Raw genomic sequence first — 19,940 nt, forward strand, 5'->3', positions numbered from 1 at the left:
ATATGAACAAGACAGTAAGTTTTGATTATTCAAAAGCAATGGCATTTTTGGGGGAGGATGAGCTTCAGAATTTTAAAACAACCACGTTGAATGCCAGAGATACATTATTATCAAAGTCGGGAGCAGGGTCCGATTTTCTTGGTTGGATCGATCTTCCTGTATACTATGATAAGGAAGAGTTTGAAAGAATAAAGACTACAGCAAAGAAAATACAAAATGATTCAGATGTACTCTTGGTGGTAGGTATAGGAGGTTCATATCTTGGTGCCAGAGCTGCAATAGAGTTTTTGAGCCACAGCTTTTACAACTGTTTGGATAAATCACAGAGAAAAACACCACAGATAATATTTTGCGGAAACTCAATATCATCAAAGTATATAGCTGATTTGAAGGATGTTTTGAAAGATAAAGATTTTTCTATAAATATAATATCAAAGTCAGGAACTACAACAGAGCCGGCTATCAGTTTTAGAGTATTTAAAGAACTTCTTATAGAAAAGTACGGAAGAGAAGAAGCAAATAAAAGAATTTATGCAACTACAGATAAGGCAAGGGGTGCACTTAAATCACTTGCTAACGAAGAAGGATATGAGAGCTTTGTAGTACCTGATGATATAGGTGGAAGATTCTCGGTACTTACAGCTGTAGGTCTGCTTCCGATAGCGGTTGCGGGAATAGATATTGATGAGCTTATGGCAGGTGCTGCAGCTATGAGAGAAGAAGTAATCGGAAAGCCTTTTGAGGAGAATCCTTCTTTATTATATGCAGCAATCAGAAATATATTCCTGAGAAAAGGAAAGAATGTTGAAGTTACGGCAAATTATGAGCCAAGTCTTCACTATGTATCGGAATGGGTAAAGCAGCTCTTTGGTGAGAGTGAGGGTAAGGACGGCAGAGGTATTTTCCCGGCTGCTGTGGATTTGACAACAGACTTGCACTCCATGGGACAGTATATCCAGGACGGTGGCAGGATGCTGTTTGAAACCGTACTTGATATTGAAGAGTCACCTGTAGAGATCCTTTTAAAAGAAGAAGAGACGGATACGGACGGTATGAATTACTTGGCAGGAAAGAGTGTGGATTTTGTAAACAAGTCTGCAATGAACGGAACAATACTTGCACATACAGACGGTGATGTTCCGAATCTTAAAATAAATATACCTAATGAGAGTCCATTCTCACTTGGAAGTTTATTCTATTTCTATGAATTTGCATGTGGCGTTAGCGGATACATACTCGGTGTAAATCCGTTCAATCAGCCGGGCGTTGAAAGTTATAAGAGCAATATGTTTGCACTGCTTGGTAAGCCGGGATATGAAAGCCAAAGAGAAGAACTTTTAAAGAGGCTTAACTAAAGATGTTTAGGCTTTGGGGAAAGATATTCAAAGACAATCGATTGTTAAAAGACCATGTCGCAACAGATGGAGATTACAGTAAAGACAGAAAAACAATGATATTTGATGCGATAAGAGAGATATGTCATGAATTTGATGTAGCAGAACCTATATGGCTCTTGCCTAATATAGATGATTTTGCCTATAGAGGCAAAGTAAGGTTTAATGCTGATAACTTTATAGAACAAATAGATTTTGATTATCTGGAGATACAGATATTGGAAGAATAATAAAATGGAGAGTGTATTATGGCAGAACCTATTTTAGACTATGACAGTTTTTTTGAAGGTGCAAAAAGTGCCCTGCTGGAGCTTGATACATTAAGTACAGAAGAGGAAAGGCTCAGAGCTGAAGGCGAAAGAGTAACCAAAGCTATAGAAGCTGAAAAGAAAGCCGTGGAAGGCAGAATAGCCGAGACCACGTCTAAAAGATTAAAAGAGATAACATCCACATATGATGCCGAGATTAAAAAGGCTGAAGATATCCGAAAATCTTTGGAGGCAAAGAAGGGTAAGGCAAAGAGCAAAAAGGTAAGTGAAAGAATTGCCGACGAAACTAAAGATTTGCACGATCATATAGCGAATACAAAATCTGAAATAAAAAGCGAGATAAAAAAAGAAAAATTGCCGGGATTTTGTGGAGGAAGATTGTATCACACACTTTATTTCCCACACAAATTCTTTGATTTTGTAAAGATAGTTTTAGCTGTACTTGTAATATTCCTTGCAATGCCTATGGTAATTTATAAGCTGATACCGAATCACAGAACTATATACTTACCTTTTATTTATCTTGCGGTTATTATTTTGATAGGCGGATTGTATATATTGATAGGGAATCTTACAAAAGCAAGACATAGAGACAGCCTGCTTAAGATAAGAGCTTTGAGAGATACTATAGACAATGATTTTAAGAGAATCAAGCTGATAACAAAAGAGATAAATAACGACTCGTCGGAGGAAAGGTATGATTTGGGAGACTTCGATGCCGAGATAGAAGAAGCAAAGGTTAATGTACAGAGTATAAAGGATAAGAAAACTACAGCTTTAAGCGAGTTTGAAAACAGTACAAAGAAAATTATTGCAGATGAGATAGCGGACAATTCAAGAGAAAAACTTGAGAGTCTGAACAATGAGCTTGAGGTGACAAAGCAAAGCCTCGGAAGTATAGCTGCAAGAAGATCGGAGATAAACTTAGACATATCCGATAAGTATGAATCATATCTTGGAAGAGACTTTTTACAGCCGGCAAAGATAGAGGCTCTACAAAAGCTTATAAGTGACAAGGAAGCCGCTAATTTAAGCGAGGCTATAGATTTGTACCAAAAAAGACAAAACGGATAAGAGATGATAGAAGATAAGGAAATAAAGAAGCGGGAGCTTAAAGACAGAATAATAGTAACCGCTGAGCTTGATGAGAAAGATGCTCCAAGATCCAGAAGAAGACAAAATGTCAACTTTTTTGCAGAGAGGGGGAGGTTTATCCTCCTCCTGCTTGCTTTAATAACTGCCTTCACAGTTATATTTACATTAATAAATAGGTACAAGAGTTATGATAAATTTAAACTGAAATGGATTCATGAACTCAGTGAGGGCAGTCTTGTAGGTTATGAGAAGCTTGGTAAAGGTTTTTTAAAGTATTCAAAAGACGGTGCATTGTATTTAAAGCCAGGCGGAAAAGAAGTGTGGATAGAAAGCTATGAGATGTCAAATCCGAAGACTGATAATAACGGTAAATATGTGATAATATTTGATGTCGGAGGAAATGATCTTGAAAGCTATACAAAAGACGGCAGGGTGGCGGCTATAGGTACTGATTTACCGATACTTAAGGCCGTTGTATCAAAAACCGGTATAATTACCATATTGGTAGAAGATTCAAATTCCACATATATATTTTTCTACAATAAAGAGGGTGAACAGCTTGATATAAGTATAAAGTCAAAGCTTGCCGGAGACGGCTTTCCTACAGATATAGCATTGTCACCTGACGGAACCGCACTTATGGCAACATTCCAGTACTTAAAGGGCAGTTCAATGATGGGAAGAGTCGTTTTTTATGATTTCTCGGAGATCGGACAAAATATGCCGAATAGAGTTGTAGGCGGTTTTGATGAAGAGTTTGTTTCTTCAATGGTGGCAAGAGTAAGGTATTTTGATAAAATAAATTCGGTGGCAATTGCATCTGACGGACTTTATTTCTTCTCGTCAAAGAATGTTGCTTCTCCGAAGCTTATTAAGACAATAAAGGCCGAAGAAGATATTGAAGCTGTGGACTTTGAGGGAAATAAACTTTGTGTAGTATATAAAAATACATCGGAAAAATTTAATCATACATTATATATATACTCAAAAGAAGGCGATGTTATTTTGAAAAAAGAGTTTTTGGGAGATTTTTCAAATCTTGATATGCAAAAAGGATATATTTATCTGACAAAGGATGATAAGGCGATAATAATGAACACGGCAGGTGTAATAAAATATAGCGGTAGCCTTGATTCAAATATACATAAGATTGTAAAAAGAGGGTTGTTATCAGGATTTACAATACTTGGAGATAATGACTTTAGAGGAATAGTACTTAAGTAATATAAAGGAGAGAATATGGAACAGGTATGCGTAGGAGTTGACATTGGAGGAACAAGTGTAAAGCTGGGTATATTCACACTTAACGGAGATCTTTTAAAAAAGTGGGAAATACCTACGGAGCCTAAAAACGATACTAAGGCACTTATCGAAAAAATAGGAAAGTCTATAAAAGAAACATTGAAAGAGGCAAGACTTACTCTTACAGATTGTGTAGGTGTAGGAATGGGAGTTCCCGGACCTGTAATGCCGAACGGATTTATAGAGATAGTGGTAAATATAGGATGGAGAGAAGTTTTTCCCGCCAGAATACTGTCGGATTTACTTGCAGGTATGCCTGTGGCACTTGGCAATGATGCCAATGTGGCAGCACTTGGAGAAGCATGGATGGGAGGTGCAAAGCATCAGCAGGATTCCGTAATGGTTACTCTTGGAACCGGAGTAGGTGGAGGAATTATAATAGACGGGAAAATCGTTCCGGGAAAGCACGGTCTTGGCGGAGAGATAGGGCATATGCATGTCAGAGAGTCAGAGACTGAAAAATGCAATTGCGGAGGAAAAGGTTGTCTTGAACAGATATCCAGCGCTACAGGAATAGTAAGAGAGGCAAAAAGACTTCTTGCAACAAAGAAAGTTGCATCAAGACTTGCTTTGCTGGAGGATATAACAGCAAAAGACGTACTTGATGCGGCCAAGGCCGGTGATGAAATCGCACTGGAAGTTGTGGATACAGTTTCAAAATATCTGGGAATAGCACTTTCACACTTGGCAATGACTGTAGATCCTGAAGTATTTGTTATAGGTGGCGGAGTATCAAAGGCCGGAGATTTCCTTATAGACAAAATAAGAGAGAAATTTGAGTATTATACACCTATAACAAAGAATAAGGCGGATATAGTTCTTGCAAAGCTTGGAAACGATGCCGGAATATACGGTGCAGCAAAGCTTGTATTAGGATAAAATAATATAAATCATTTCTTAAAAAATACTTTCATATTAAAAACTTGTTTTTATAAGGTTCAAGTGATATAGTGTCAGATATCAAAATGATGTTTAAACAGCATAAAGTCATTTGACTTAGGAGGAATTAAATATGAAGAAAAGATTTTTGATAACAGTTTTAGGATTGACAATGGGAAGTGCATTATTATTCAGTGCATGCGGTTCAAAAAAAGAAACGGCAGAAACAACACAGTCAGTCGCAGAAACCACTACAAAGGCTGAGGAAAGCACCACTGCAGAGACAACAACAGCTGCAAGTGTAAAAGTGGATATAAACTATGATATAGCAAATCATCTTGATGAGTCATTTGATGATGTCGGAAGTGCGTTCGGAACAGCAGCATCTGATGAGAAGGCTGAAGCCGGTGAGAGAATTGTAAAGTATGCAGACCCTGAGAGAGTTTTACATTACTATGATGACAAGTCGGGCGGATATGTACTTGAAGCTGTAAGTGCAAAGGCAGGTGACCTTTTAAGCTTTACTGCAGACAGCGTTAAGCTTGATGATATTTTGGATCAGATGGAAGGCGAGAAAGCCACAGGGCTTGAGTCAAATGATGCATACCTTACAGTAGGTGTAAAGGGAGACAGCAATGTCGTATTCCAGTCGGAAGGATATTACTTAATAGTATCTGTAGGTAAGGACAATGTAGTTTCAAAGGACAGTGCCGCAGCAATAGTAACAGAAGACAGAGCGGGAGTTGATACTGCAGGTGAAACAAAAAAGGCACCTTCAGAAATAAAAATACCTGAAACAACAGCCGCAAAGAAATAATTTACTTTCAAAAACAATATAAACAGCAAACAAAAAGTCGAAGGAATATTACAAGATATGTCAGAAAAGTATCGTATATTTTTCGACTTTTCTGATGTAAAAAACGATGCAGTAAAACTTGAAAAAATAAAACGAGCATAAATAATTTCTATCATTAATAAATAATAAAAATATGATAAAATATTAATAAATATATACATTATAACAATCGATTTATAACTGCCGGGTTTGAGTCCATATATAAAACTAATAAAAATATCTTATATTTAACGCATTGACTTATTTGACAAAAATATCATTCAATAATATTATATTGTTATATTATGCTAATTAAAATAGTATAATTGATGCTTAAGTGTAGAGACTTGTTTTTGTTGTACACAAAATCACATATAATACTGCATAAGATGAGGAAATGATACGAGTTTTTACATAAATAAATACGATATAGATTTCTTTGATGACAATATGAGGCTTGCGAAAATATAATGGGCAAATATTTTTGTGGGTTGTTTTGTTTGCATTGAAGAAATATATATAAATATTCTGGCTGGATATAATAGAGTGACTGATTTAATGATAATACATTAAGCAGTGATATGGGAGTATGCATGTTGAACATAGTATAGGACCTTATATTCCGGCAGACATACAATCAAGGAGGTATTTTGATGAACAAAAAGAGCATAGTAAGTCAAGCAGGCTTGCTGGCGGTTTCCGCTTTGTTCCTCTGGGCAAGCCCTTCTACTGTACATGCAGAAGGATGGGATAACTCAGGCGGTGAGTGGAGATATTTGGATAATGCCAATAACGCAGTGTCCGAGGCTTGGAGAAAGTCGGGTGACGCATGGTATTATCTGGGCGATGACGGTAACATGGTAAAAGATTCAATCGTTACCGTAGGAGACGGCATTTATTATTTGGATGCCGACGGTGTAATGGCGGCTAATCGTTGGGTTCTTGCAAAAGATATCGACGATAATGATGCATGGTATTACTTCGGTGCCGACGGAAAGGCGTACAAGGGCAGAGACGGAAGAGTATATACTCATGAAATCAACGGAAAGAGATATCTTTTCAATGAAGAAGGAGTAATGAAGACAGGATTCTTTGATGCAGAGGGCAATGCGGTAGAAGATGACAATCCGTTTAAGAGTGCGAAATACTACTTCGGTGATGACGGAGCAATGTATGCGGATCAGTGGTTGCTTTATTCACAAGTAGGAGAGAATCCGGGATATTCAGAGCTTGGACAGAGAAACTACAGTGAGTATGGTGAGATGTGGTTGTACTTCGGTGCTAACGGAAGAAAGTACGCTGCAAGCAGCACAGATCAGTCAAGGCAGAGAGAGATAAACGGTAAGGCATACCTGTTTGATGAGAACGGTGTAATGATACCTCAGCTTTCCGTGACCAACGCAAACATAAGAGCAACAGCAAGCAATGCTAAAGTAAAATACGGTTCACTTGATACAGACGGTGAGCTTAAAGATGATTATTGGACATTTACAGTACCGAATGAAGTGATGAGTCAGCAGGACTATGATACACAAGAGCACAGCTGGTTCAGAACAAAGAAAGACGGTAGTGTAATTAAAGACAAAATAGCTACAGTACTTGGAAGAAGATATGCTTTCGATGAGATCGGACGTATGCAGACAGGTTTTGTAATTATGTTGGAAGATGATACTTTCGGTATCAAATATGATGTAGATGAGTGGACAAAGGAAGATTTCCTTACAGACGCTCTCAACTCACCTATAGCTGCAATCGATAGAGGTAGTTTATATCTTTTCGGTACAGATGAGCTTAATGACGGTTCAATGATTACCGGTGAGGTTACAGTAACTCTTAGAGATCAAAACGCAGTATTCGGTTTCAAAGACAACGGTAAGGCTATCGGAGCAAGATGCACACTTGCAAAGAGCGACGGTAAGTTCTACTTCAACGGATTAAGACTGGATGCTGACGCAAGCCTTAAGTACGGTATTCTTAAGGATACAAGAACAGGTCACGGCGAGTATGTAGTCGTAGACTCAAACGGTAAGGTAGTCAAAGGCACAAAGATTCTTAAGGACGGAGATGGCAACTGGATAGTAGTTTCAAACTCAAAGTTCGTAGCAAGAGTAAGTGATAGTGACAGACCGAGAAAGAAGAACGGAAGATTCTATCACTACGATTCAAGTGCCGACAAACATGACAGATGGGGAGCGGAAATCACATATGCTACAGACGGATTGAACAACTTGGACAGTGATTTTGTTCTCTTTGACAGATAGTTAGAGGAGAGATATGAAGAAAAATAATTTAATAAGGAAGGTAAAGCAGGCGACTGCCGGATTGCTTGCAGGAGCCATGGTCCTTACAGGGGCTCCGCTTGGCAATCTGACTGCGATGGCGGCAGGGTTATCACCAAACTCAAACCTAAGTCCGGGAGACGGACATAGTAATAAATGGGTAAGCCAGGTTGACGGATTTACTTATGGTTCATCGGATTCTACCACTTTTGCATTTGGTAATGCTTCAGGGCATAATAGTACAGATGGTTATGGCGCTCGAGGTGGAGAAGATACATTTACCTTTGGACTTGGCGGTTTAAAGAGTTCAAAAGACAGAACCAATAATACAAGAGGATATTATCCGGGTGCTACATCTGTACACACCGGTGCACCGGGTACAAGGCCGGATATATTTACACAGTATGGTAGTAACTGGTGGCATGGATATTACTCATTTGGTAAACCGTACCGTATAGGAACTGATGCAGAGCGTACAGATTATGCGGCATCAGGAGCTACTGTATATACACAGCCAAATTCTGCAAATCCTGCGGAAGGACCTGCAGATGTATATACAACTGTATGGAGCGGTGATCAGCCACAGACAACGGAGTTTCAGGGTAGTTCGAGAAAACATGAACTTCATGTTGCCGGACATACTTATGTGAATGGTCAAGTTTTGACATTGACTGACGGTGGAAAGACAGTAGAACTCAGACAGGAAATCAAACCTTCTGATGACGATCAGTATATTGCGGTACAGTATACTGCATACAACCCTAGTGCAACAGATACCATAGATTTTATGGTCGGTAATGAGACAGATACTATGCTTCCTTCTCAGGATGATGTTCCTATTTTCACTACAAGACATGGTGCAGGAGAGAAATTTGAAGGACTTCATTTCCAAAGTCATACATCTTCAACCTATCCATTAACCGTTTTTGATGTATATTCATCAGGAAACGGAGCCGGAATGGTAAAGAGAGATTCAAATGACCCTAGTGAAAACCGTGTTTGGGGTATGAGATATATACAGACAGGAAGTCATTATCATACAGATTGGGTATTCTCACAGGGATTCCCGGGAATGGTAAATGCCGGTGATAGTGCTGCGGCATTTTCAGCATACTTTAACTTAAAGCCAAGGGAGCAAAAAACTGCAACATTTATGATAGCTATCAAGCCGTCAGTATACTATGTATCAGACGGTTCCGGAAATACGGGTACAAGTGGACAGATAGCCGGATTTATGGGTAGACCTATAAACTCAGTAAAGGATGCTATAGATGATATCAGAACAAGAGGAATCAAGAAGGCTTATATCTATTTACAAGATGATGCAAAGATTAGTGAAACCTTAACTATTCCAAACGGTACTGAGATAACTATTCAGACAGCAGACTTTAATAATCCTAATCTTACAACTTATACAGGTTATCAGAAGTTCAATCCTTCTATAAAGTCAAATACAGCCACTTTAAAGAGAGCTGACGGTTTTACAGGTGAGTTGTTTAAGATGGGTGATAACGACTCAATGTTAAATTTCCGTGACGTTATAGTTGACGGAAATAAGGACCATGCGACTGCTACAGCGCCTGCTTTTGATCTTGATAAAGGTAAGGTAAGTGTAAAAGCCGGAACGGTTATTAAAGAGTTTAAGGTAACAGGAGCGAAAGTACCTTCAGTATTTAAGATTTCGGGAACCGGTGTTCTTGATATAAATGCTGCAGGAGGAAGCGCTGCAATTAAAAACAATATATCTTTGGATGACGGTGCGGCTATTGATTCAACAGATTCCGGTTTACCGACAGGAAAATATCCTATTACAGTGAACGGAAGTCTTGATGTTACAGGTTCAAAGATGTATAACGGTACATTTGGTACTGCAGATGTAAAAACAAAAGACGGAAACGTTTTAATAAGGAAGAAGCCTATTTTTGTAGAATCGGGAAATTCTATAACAGGAACTATGGGAATAGGAATGACAGGTGATGCACTACCTACAGCAAATACTGAAGGTAGCGTATTGGCGGACTATGCTGACAGAGCGTCAGGAGGCTCATTGCCATATTCTCCTGCAAACTTCCAATCCGATATTTCAGGACAGACTATAGGAGCCGGAGACGGTGTAAAGACTGTGGCACATGAAGCAGCCGGAACATTGGAGAATTCAAAGGTTATATATCTACATGCAACTATATACACTTTTGCTTTGACATATTTAAAGCCTGACGGTTCATCATTTAACTTTGCAGATTTTACAATACCTTCACCTGTACCTGCTACAGAAAACTATGTAGATGCAAACCCTTATTCAAAGGGAACGCCTGCAGGTGGTGAGATAAAGTATAACATTCCTGCAATCAGCGGATATAAGTATGATGCAAGTGCAAATCCGGCTATGAACCTTCCGGATTCGATATCAATAGATGCAAACGGAAACTTAACAGGTACAATGCCGGGTGAGAATGTAAGTATTAGAATCAATCTTATTAAAGATGAGGCTACATATAAGTTTGATCCACAAAGCGGTTCAGCGGTTCCTGACAAAACGGAACCTACAGGAGCCACATCAAATATTTCAGTTCCGCAGAGTACAAGGCTTGGATATGATCTTGTAGGATGGCAACAGTACAATGATATAAACGGAAATGGTATATTTGATTCAGGTGATACGGATATAGGTCCTGTGATACCTTATCCAAGCGGAACTTTCCCGACACCTGTTGTAACAGGAGTTAAAAAGTTCTATGCAAAGTGGACACCGGGATCGGGAACATTTGCAATCACAAGAAAGTTTACAAACAAGAGTTTGTCAACTCCTATTACATTCTTTACAGATGTTGACAATACACATCATGTAGCTGACAACTTTACAAAGGATCCTATAGGACCTATACCGGGATATATATATGACAGTGGAACAAAGACACCTAATACAGCGGCTACAGGAACTATAGCGCCGGCTACAGATGCGCATCCGGGAAGACTTACTATAACAAGTATGCCTCCGCTTGCAATCGCACTTTACTATAAGTATTCGGTAGATCCTTCACAGAGATTTACATTTGAAGTAAGACATGAGGATTTGGCGGGTAATGTAATAGCACCTACAACAACAGTAACAAGACTGGCAGAGCAGCAGATCAGCGCAGCAAAGAAGAATGATATTACAGGATTCTCATACTCTACATTTACAGTTACACAGGGTAGAACAGCTCCTTCAACACCGCTATATACAATCGGTATTGATGACGGAGTAAATAACCTTATAATTGATGAAGATTTGGCAAACGGTAACTTTGTTGCAAAGATGCCTAACCAGAATGTAACAATAGTATTTAAGTATACAAATGATTCAGGAAACAACCTGATAAAGAGATACTTTGACAGAGTAGATAATACGGTACTTGCAAGTGAGGTTGTGCCACATATGGCGGGAACAACATTTGTGGAAGGATTACCGACATCAGGAGCAAATCTTGAAAAGATATACGGATATGTTTGGGACACAAGCTCAAGCGTAGATCAAAATCCTACAACACTGGGAAGTATAACAAATAATACAACCGGAGAGTTTACAGGAACAATGCCTGTACTTCCACCTGCAACACCTACAAAGGTGGACTGGATGTTAAGTAGAGATGCATCAAAGTGGACAAGTATCAACTTTGCAGTAGCATCTGCACCATATAACAACGGTAGTGTAGGGGCAACAACAGCAAACAGCATCTTATTAAGTGACGGAACAAGCGCGGGAGATGCAAGAGCATATAAGTTCAGCAAGATAAAGGCATTAAACTATGTGCCAAGTGTAACACCGAATCGTTACTATATGTTTGACGGATGGTATAAGGATGCGGCATGTACACAGCCGGTAGGAGATACGGACTTCTTTAGAACAACAGATCCTACACCTTTAACTGTATATGCTAAGTTTGTAGAAGACCCAAGTAAGTGGTTTGATATCAACTTCGTGGCAGGAAGTAACGGTTCTATCACGGCACCTGCAACACTTCATATACCGTTTGATTACACATGGAGTCAGATAACAGGACAGCTTCCGACAGCTGCACCTGTAGCAAACTACTTGTTTAACGGCTGGAAGGATCCTAACGGTGCCTTCATGCAGGGAAGTAGTACACTTACAAATCATGCAACATATACAGCATTCTTTAGCCAGGATCCAAACGTATTTGGAGGTATAGGATCTATCACACCTACAGGCCGTATAGGAAATGACGGAAGCGGTGAGATAGTAATAGACGGTACAACACCGGGTAATGTATATGTAATAAGTGATCCTAACGGAAATATCGTAGCGGTGGTACCGGGAGATTCAACAGGAAACAGAACGGTAGTTCCAAACCTTATACCGGGAGCACACTACAATGTACAGGAAGGAAGCCCTGATACGGTAGCAACTGTAGGTCAGCCGATTTCTTCTATAACAGGAACATCGGTATCAACACCACAGGATGTATATGTTCCGACAGTAGATAATAACTACAACATAGGATATGATCCTGAAAATGACGGAATGGCACAGATTGTTATCAATCCGGCGGATCCTGACGCAGACTATGCGCTTATAGATGAGAACGGAAACGTAGTGCAGTATCCGGGAAGTGATAACGGATGGATGACTCCGGTAGGAAACAATCCTTCAACAGTTACTTTCAACAACTTAAATCCAAATGAGACCTACACAGTAGTGGCAAGAAAGAAGGGCGACAGCTCAATTCCAAATCCACTTACAAAATTACCTGACGGAAATCAGATAATAGCAAATCCGGGAGATATGGCGGACGCACCTAAGTATGTAGTAGAAACAAAGGGCGGAAGCGTAGTAACGGTAGGAACGACAAGTGTAGGAAGCGACACATATGATCAGGCAAAGGCAGGAGAGACAGTAACTATTCATGCCGATGCGGTTAATGCAAACGGCAAGAACTTCCTTTACTGGCAGGTACTTGCAGGAAGAGCGGTAGGAGTTAGCGGAAATATAACACAGGCTGACTACTCATTCACTCTTTCAAATTCAAACATTGTACTTAAGGCTGTATACGAACCTACCAAGGTAGCGGGAGATGATGCGGATCTTACAGAGACAATAAGAGGTGGTAGCGTAGGAGAGTTTGGACTTATCCCTGACCAGATACTGGGACTTGCACATGATCTTACAACACCGCTTGACAGATCACTTATCGGAGTAAACGGTGCAACAGTAGAATACAAGGTAGTATTTAACAAGAGAGATGCAAAAGCAAATGAGAAAACAGCTGTAAAGCCTGTTTCTATATCGGGAGTGGATCATCCGGATGCACATACAACAGCATACGGACTTGATATCCAGCTTGAAAGATATGTAAACGGAAGACTTGTAAATAACGGAATACCTGCAACAGCATCAAATGCAACAGTAGATGTTATAGCACAGCTTCCTGCAGAAGATGTAGATCAGCTTGACTACCAGTTATTTGATGTGACACCTGACAGCTTAGGTAATATCAATCCGGTAGATATAACAATTACAACAGATGTAGCAAACAATGCGGGACTTCTTAAGTTTACAGGTAACTTGCAGCATTCATATGTACTTGTTTATTCAAAGACATTTAAGGTAACATTTGTAGATAATAAGCCTGTACTTGATCATTTACACTTAAATGATACAAGCAGAAACTTCTATAAGAAGTTTAAGGTAAGAAGAAAAGAGAATGTAGAGGATACTTACTACTCAAGTGATTATGCGGTAGTTACGGCATATGCACAAAATGATGTAGCAAACGGACTTGTAACACCGTTTGAAGATATCTATGGTGTACAGTATGACTATGTTAACTGGTCAAAGAAGGAAGATAAGCTTTCAGTATATGACACAACAAGTCCTGTAACAAAGAGAACAATTGTTTATGCATACTATTCAGACAACAGAAAAGAAGTTGCAAAGGCAAGAGTGGATCTTGGTAATACTATAGAAGAAGCAAAGCTCCTCACAGGAGACCCATACCTTAAGGTAGCAGAGGTGGCAGAGCTTAATGAGGCTATAGCACATGCAGTTGAGACACTTAGACAGGCAAGAGATCTTGTATCTCCTGACGGAACTACATATCTCAGACAGGCAAACTGGGCAGAGCTTCAGCAGGCAATAGATGCACTTAGAAGACTTATTGACAAGTATTCAAAGATAGCAGCCGACAGAGCCGGAGACAGAAACAGAAGAACCGGTGGTGCCAGCGGTGGCGGTAACTCTTCATCAGGTAGAGGAAGTAAACTTTTGACACCGGGAGAGAAGTCACAACAAAACACAGCTATCAATGAAAACAGTAATGTAAGAGCATTCGTACTTGGTGTAGACGGTGCTTGGGAGACAAACCCTGTAACAGGCGGATGGTCATTCGTACTTAACGGAGGAACACCACTTAACGATATGTGGGGAATGATCACATTCAACGACAATACAGGTAAGAGGGTATCACGTTGGTATTACTTTGACGGACGCTCAACAATGGCAACAGGTTGGGTATATGACTCAAAGAACGGCAACTGGTATTATATGAACACAACACCGGGTCCTGAGCTTGGCCAGATGGTAACAGGTTGGGTAAAGGATGAAAAGACAAATAAGTGGTATTACATGAATGATAATACAGGTATCCTTAAGACAGGATGGCATTTGGATAAGCATGACGGAAGATGGTACTACCTGAATTCAAACGGAGAAATGCTTGTCGGATGGCAAAAGATTGACGGAAAGTGGTATTACTTTAATACCAATACTCCGCAAAATACTTATGCGTGGGATGCCAATGCTTTCAAGTGGAACTACTTAAACAATAGTGTAAGACCATTTGGATCTATGTATGCGGGAGAGAAGACTCCTGACGGATATAATGTAGATGCAAACGGTGCTTGGTACTAAGTGACGTAGGAGAAAAAATGAAAAGAAAGACAATAAAAGCAAAAATAGCTGCCGCATTGTCTGCGAGTATGGCTCTTGCCATGCTCGCACCGGCAATGCCGGCATATGCAGCTGCTCCGGGAGCAGGAGAAATACAGTTTAATTTTACCGGAAAGAATGAATCGGTAGATCGTTTCGCAAGTGATTTAACATTAAGCGGAACAGCAGGAGCTGTTATTCCAACAGCACCGGCACCTGCAGGACTTCAGGTAAACACCGGAACAGGTGCTATTGCATTGCCATATATGAATGACAGCGGAGCTTTTGATGCAACCAAAACATTTCAGGCAACCGGTGATGCATCGGCACTTAACTGGGATCAGAGAGGGTTAACCGGATATTTGATTACAGCATGGTATCCAAGACAGAATAACGGTATAGCAAGTCCTTATATGAATCAGGTACCTGCAATATATCCATATGGAGGTCAGACATACTATGCAGAGCTTGGACCTGATAATACAAAAACTTATTATTATAAGGTCAATCATGTAAAATCAAGTGCTGCAAGCGGATACTATATACCGGGACTTGATGATGCAAGTGCAATTCCTGCATTTAAGAATGTACCTGATAGAAATGTGCCTGTAATGTCAGGTATATCAGTGGCACCTCTTACAATTCCGGGATATAAAGTAGTAAATGTAAGTACTACAGATGACGGTGATGGCGGTAAGACAGTTGTTTTACAGGATAACTTTGATGTATCAAAAACACATATAGCGTATGATACGGACTCAAAGTATGTTACAGGAACATCTATAAATAAAGGTGTAGAGATAACATATAAGTATGTTGTTGACCCTACTCAGACAAACGGTATTACAGTACAGGACTCTGTGTTTAAGAACTCAGCAGCAGTAGCTACATATCATGCAGGATTACCTACCGGAACAGTACAAACAGATGCTAACTCACCATTATATACTGTGCCTCGTACAGTTACGGAAGTTGCAGCAATTGAGGCAGGAAAAAAGATCGAGGATATAACAAATATTCCAGCTACAATATACGGAACAAGCCAGAATGTGCCGCTTCAGGGTAATTTAAATCTTATCTTACCAAAGAAGTTTCAAGATCCTGCAACAGGAACAACAAACTATACTCCTGCAAGATATATCCTTGATGCTACAAACCCAATAACGGTAACATATGGTAACGGAAAACCGAATGCGGACGGATATTTCACATCACCGGCAGTAGGCGGCGGAACACCAAGTGTTATAAGAAACTTGATTCCGGCAAAGGATGATGCGGCAAATAATCTTAGAAAGATTACTACCGAAGCAAATATGGTAGGAGATGCCGGACATGATGTAGATGCAAGAAAAGTAGTGGGAACAATGCTTAATCAGCCTGTTACAATTACTTTTAACTACATACCGAACCCTGCATACTTTGTAACTTTAAAGGTAAAGTATGAGGACGATCAGGGAAACAACATAACACAGAAGGTGCTTGATAAGTTGGCTGATGCCGGAAATGCAGTGCCGGATGCACCGGGAACAGAAGTAACAGGAACATTCTATAAAGAAGCAAACGGAACAAATCCTGTACAGATGATTTATGCAAAGGCAAACAATACAGGTTCAGCATACAACATGACAATAGAGGCACCTGAACTCACAAGTTACCTGGCACATCCAAGTATAGAGGTAGATGATGCGGCAAGCTGGTCATCATCATATACAACTCCTATATCAAGTTTATATGCCACATGGAGTGCTGCAAGTCCTAAGTATGTAGTATCAACAAACGGACCTGCAGACAACTTTGTGCTTACAGTAAAGTATACTCAAGATCCTAATGCCGTTACAGAGTTATCGGCAGCGTCTTTGGAAGGTGGAGATCTTTATGTAACAAGTGGCGGAAGCAGCATTACATATGACAACTATCTTACAAACGGAGGAACATTCCCAAGATTGATAAGAAAGAATATCAATCCTGTTACACTTAAGTATGATCTTGACATAAAGAGAAGCGACTTACCTACACCTGTTCCTAATGCAGGATATTTATTTGACAAATGGACATATAAAGGTCAGGAAGTAAGCTTTAATTCAAACGGTGAGGCAACTTTAACACAGATAACACCGGGAACTACAAATATAATCTCTCTTATAGCCAGCTTTAAGAAAGATCAAAATGCATGGTATAAATACACTCTCCATGAGGGAGACAGCCATATAGGACTGTTAAACGGAAGTGTAGCGGAGATACCTAGAAAAGATGCTTCAGGTGTGGATAGAGTTAATATTCCATGGAGTGAGATTCAGGATTATACAGATGAGGCTCATAACGGTATAAGCGTGGAAAGCGGATATACACCGAAGTGGTATGAAGGTACTGTGGATCCGTTAACAGGAAGATTGAACCTCACACCTATAGATACGGCAACTGTAGATCTTTCAACACTTGCAGGAAAAGATTTATATGTTTATGGAGAGAGTACAACACCGGTAGCAGCATATGTACCGAATGTTACGGGAAGCTTAAATTCTACAACAGGAGCTCCTACAATAACTATAGATCCTGCAACACCTGCACCGATGGATTTAAGACTTACGTATGTTATAACGGATCCTTCAGGAAATGTTGTAGCAACAATATCAGGCGCAGATGTAATGAGAGAGGGAGGTTTAGTTACAGATCCTGCAATACAGGCAGGAAATACTTACCATGTAAGTACAGTTCCTACAACAGATGCGGGAGGTATAGTAGTAGGAGCACCGATACCTTCAAGTATAACAACTGTAGCAGGACCTTCAGCACCGGCTACAATACCTGTAGCTGTTACACCTACAGTATCACAGGATCCTTCAAATGCAGGGCAGGCGATGATAACAATAAATCCTACATCACCAAATACCGACTATGCATTGGTAGATCCGTCAGGAAATGTAGTGCACCCGTTTACAACACCAAGTGCACCGGGAGCACCTATAACATTTAATAACTTAAATCCGAATACAATATACAGAGTTGTACCACGAACAACAGGAACAAATGTGACACCTGCAGCACGTATAGCAGACGGAGCAGCATTACCTGTTGATACATCAAACATCGGATTGGCTGTAAACAGATTTAATATAACAGCTATTGCAAACAATGCACCTGCAATAAGTAACTTCAAGATAAACGGAGTTGCATCAACAGATCCTGCAGTTTTACAGGGACTTTTAAAAGATACACAGGTAGAGATAGAGGCAAGCGGTCTTGATAATAACAGTCAATTATTTGATCATTGGAATATCGTTAGTGGTGGACCTCTGCCAAATATGAATGCGGCAACAAACCAGCGTTTGACATTCGATATGCCGAACAATCCTGTAACAATACAGGCAGTATATTCAACACCGGGACAGACATGGGCTCCTGTACAGTATAATAACGGAGTAAGTCCGAGCAGAAATGTGGGAATTATACAGCCGGTTATCACAGACTCAGGAAATTTCCGAATAGTAATTGATAAGACACCGGTAGGAAGTACTTTGAGAACTCAGATGGCGGATGCTATAGGAGATGACTCATATAGAGGAGAATTCCAGGTAAGTGCAAGAGTACAAAAGGAAAATCCTTTAACAAGCACATGGGAAGATTATGCTTTACCAAGTGGAACAAAGTTATCAGGAGTAGTTGAGACAGGAGTATTGATGCAGGATAGAGAATATAAGTTCTATTCAGCAACACCGTCAAATGCAACAGCAACAGCTCCTACCTTTAATGAGGAACATGGAGATTATGAGAATGCAGGAAGTGCATACACAGGAGAGTTCAACTTTGAATTTGAGAGTGGAATGAACTATGTATTCGGATATGTTTTACCGGCAAGTACATTTAAGGTAAAAGTAATAGACGGAAGAGATAATCACCTTGTAACAAGACTTACAATAGCAAGTAATAAGGTAGTAAATGATTATGCATCACTTTATGCAAGCGCAATACAGTCAGACTATGTAGACAATGACGGTATTACATGGCATTACGAGGGATTAAGTAAGGACAGAGGAATGTATGATCCTTATGACCCTACTCTTCGTGTGACAGCTGATGAGACAATCTATGTTTACTATTCAAATGATAAGGCTGAGCGTAGAAAAGCGGAGTCTGATTTAAAGGCGGCTATAAAGAATGCAAACAATCAGTTAAACAGAATCAATGACCCTGTAAAGAGAGCAGCACTTCAGGCGGCTATCAATGCGGCACAGGCTGTAATTGACAGAATGAACAGAAAGTCATCTACACCTGAGCTTATAGCAGCTATTAAGGCACTTAATGATGCAGTGGTTGATGCAGGCGGAAGAGTACCAAACGGTGGCGGCGGTCGAGGAGGCCGTGGCGGTTCAGGCGGCGGCTCAGGAAATGCAAGCAGAAGATCAAGCGTATATACAGCAGGTCTTAGAGTTGGCTACGACGGTAACTGGGAGCTTACAAATCCTGTAGAAGCTACAGCAAATCCTGACAGCAGCAAGTGGGTATTCAACCTTACAAATGGCACAAGAGCTAAGGGTTGGGCATACTTAAGCTATACTTACGAAGGAAAGACAAAGTCTGAGTGGTATCACTTCGCTGAGGACGGAATCATGAATTCAGGATGGTTCTTAGACGGAGGTACATGGTATTATCTGTCAATGAATCACAACGGATTCTTTGGTGAGATGATTAAGGGATGGCATCATGACGGCCAGGACGGAAGATGGTATTACCTTGATTCTTCAAGCGGTGCTATGCATACAAACTGGAGCAAGATAGGAGGAGAGTACTACTTCTTGAATCCTACAGCACCTGCACAGACATGGTTCTTTGATAATGCAACAGGCAGATGGAATTTTGGTAATGTGAACTCAAGACCGCTTGGTTCAATGTACCAGAATGAAACTACACCTGACGGTTATCATGTAAATGAAAGCGGAGCTTGGAGATAATCTATAGTTT

Annotated in this window: 9 protein-coding genes; all 9 read left to right on the forward strand. The window is 40.0% G+C overall.

Going from position 1 to position 19,940, the window contains the following annotated elements; all coding sequences use genetic code 11:
• Nucleotides 1-2 precede the first annotated feature (2 nt).
• The 9 genes from EHV10_RS09220 to EHV10_RS09260 all read left to right on the forward strand — a co-directional run bounded on the left by EHV10_RS09220 (nucleotide 3) and on the right by EHV10_RS09260 (nucleotide 19,930).
• On the forward strand, nucleotides 3-1,355 hold the full coding sequence (locus EHV10_RS09220; RefSeq protein WP_128674397.1) for a glucose-6-phosphate isomerase: 1,353 nt from the start codon (nucleotides 3-5) through the stop codon (nucleotides 1,353-1,355).
• A 2-nt stretch (nucleotides 1,356-1,357) separates the two neighbouring features.
• Complete coding sequence (locus tag EHV10_RS09225) at nucleotides 1,358-1,624, forward strand: hypothetical protein (protein WP_128674398.1); 267 nt, start codon at nucleotides 1,358-1,360, stop codon at nucleotides 1,622-1,624.
• Between the two features lie 18 nt (nucleotides 1,625-1,642).
• Nucleotides 1,643-2,737, forward strand: coding sequence for a hypothetical protein (locus EHV10_RS09230; RefSeq protein WP_128674399.1), 1,095 nt, complete (start codon nucleotides 1,643-1,645; stop codon nucleotides 2,735-2,737).
• Nucleotides 2,738-2,740: 3 nt separating this feature from the next.
• The gene (locus tag EHV10_RS09235; protein WP_128674400.1) at nucleotides 2,741-3,982 is read left to right on the forward strand and encodes a DUF5711 family protein; all 1,242 of its coding nucleotides are present in this window, start codon (nucleotides 2,741-2,743) and stop codon (nucleotides 3,980-3,982) included.
• Nucleotides 3,983-3,997: 15 nt separating this feature from the next.
• Entirely contained in the window at nucleotides 3,998-4,939 is a 942-nt protein-coding gene (locus EHV10_RS09240; protein ID WP_128674401.1) for an ROK family glucokinase, read from the forward strand.
• Nucleotides 4,940-5,072: 133 nt separating this feature from the next.
• Nucleotides 5,073-5,756 (forward strand): hypothetical protein, encoded by a 684-nt coding sequence (locus EHV10_RS09245; RefSeq protein ID WP_128674402.1) that lies wholly within the window; start codon nucleotides 5,073-5,075, stop codon nucleotides 5,754-5,756.
• A gap of 671 nt (nucleotides 5,757-6,427) precedes the next feature.
• A complete protein-coding gene (locus EHV10_RS09250) occupies nucleotides 6,428-8,035 on the forward strand; it encodes an N-acetylmuramoyl-L-alanine amidase family protein (protein WP_128674403.1) in 1,608 nt (535 codons plus the stop codon).
• Nucleotides 8,036-8,048: 13 nt separating this feature from the next.
• Entirely contained in the window at nucleotides 8,049-14,963 is a 6,915-nt protein-coding gene (locus tag EHV10_RS09255) for an N-acetylmuramoyl-L-alanine amidase family protein (RefSeq protein ID WP_128674404.1), read from the forward strand.
• Nucleotides 14,964-14,980: 17 nt separating this feature from the next.
• Nucleotides 14,981-19,930, forward strand: coding sequence for an InlB B-repeat-containing protein (locus EHV10_RS09260; protein ID WP_128674405.1), 4,950 nt, complete (start codon nucleotides 14,981-14,983; stop codon nucleotides 19,928-19,930).
• Nucleotides 19,931-19,940 lie beyond the last annotated feature (10 nt).

Source organism: Lachnoanaerobaculum gingivalis (assembly GCF_003862475.1).
Lineage (GTDB): Bacteria > Bacillota > Clostridia > Lachnospirales > Lachnospiraceae > Lachnoanaerobaculum > Lachnoanaerobaculum gingivalis.

What these genes read in the sequence shown, in the direction of transcription:
- EHV10_RS09220 (WP_128674397.1), top strand. Translation starts at nt 3, where the DNA reads ATGAACAAGACAGTAAGTTTTGATTATTCAAAAGCAATGGCATTTTTG.
- EHV10_RS09225 (WP_128674398.1), top strand. Translation starts at nt 1,358, where the DNA reads ATGTTTAGGCTTTGGGGAAAGATATTCAAAGACAATCGATTGTTAAAA.
- EHV10_RS09230 (WP_128674399.1), top strand. Translation starts at nt 1,643, where the DNA reads ATGGCAGAACCTATTTTAGACTATGACAGTTTTTTTGAAGGTGCAAAA.
- EHV10_RS09235 (WP_128674400.1), top strand. Translation starts at nt 2,741, where the DNA reads ATGATAGAAGATAAGGAAATAAAGAAGCGGGAGCTTAAAGACAGAATA.
- EHV10_RS09240 (WP_128674401.1), top strand. Translation starts at nt 3,998, where the DNA reads ATGGAACAGGTATGCGTAGGAGTTGACATTGGAGGAACAAGTGTAAAG.
- EHV10_RS09245 (WP_128674402.1), top strand. Translation starts at nt 5,073, where the DNA reads ATGAAGAAAAGATTTTTGATAACAGTTTTAGGATTGACAATGGGAAGT.
- EHV10_RS09250 (WP_128674403.1), top strand. Translation starts at nt 6,428, where the DNA reads ATGAACAAAAAGAGCATAGTAAGTCAAGCAGGCTTGCTGGCGGTTTCC.
- EHV10_RS09255 (WP_128674404.1), top strand. Translation starts at nt 8,049, where the DNA reads ATGAAGAAAAATAATTTAATAAGGAAGGTAAAGCAGGCGACTGCCGGA.
- EHV10_RS09260 (WP_128674405.1), top strand. Translation starts at nt 14,981, where the DNA reads ATGAAAAGAAAGACAATAAAAGCAAAAATAGCTGCCGCATTGTCTGCG.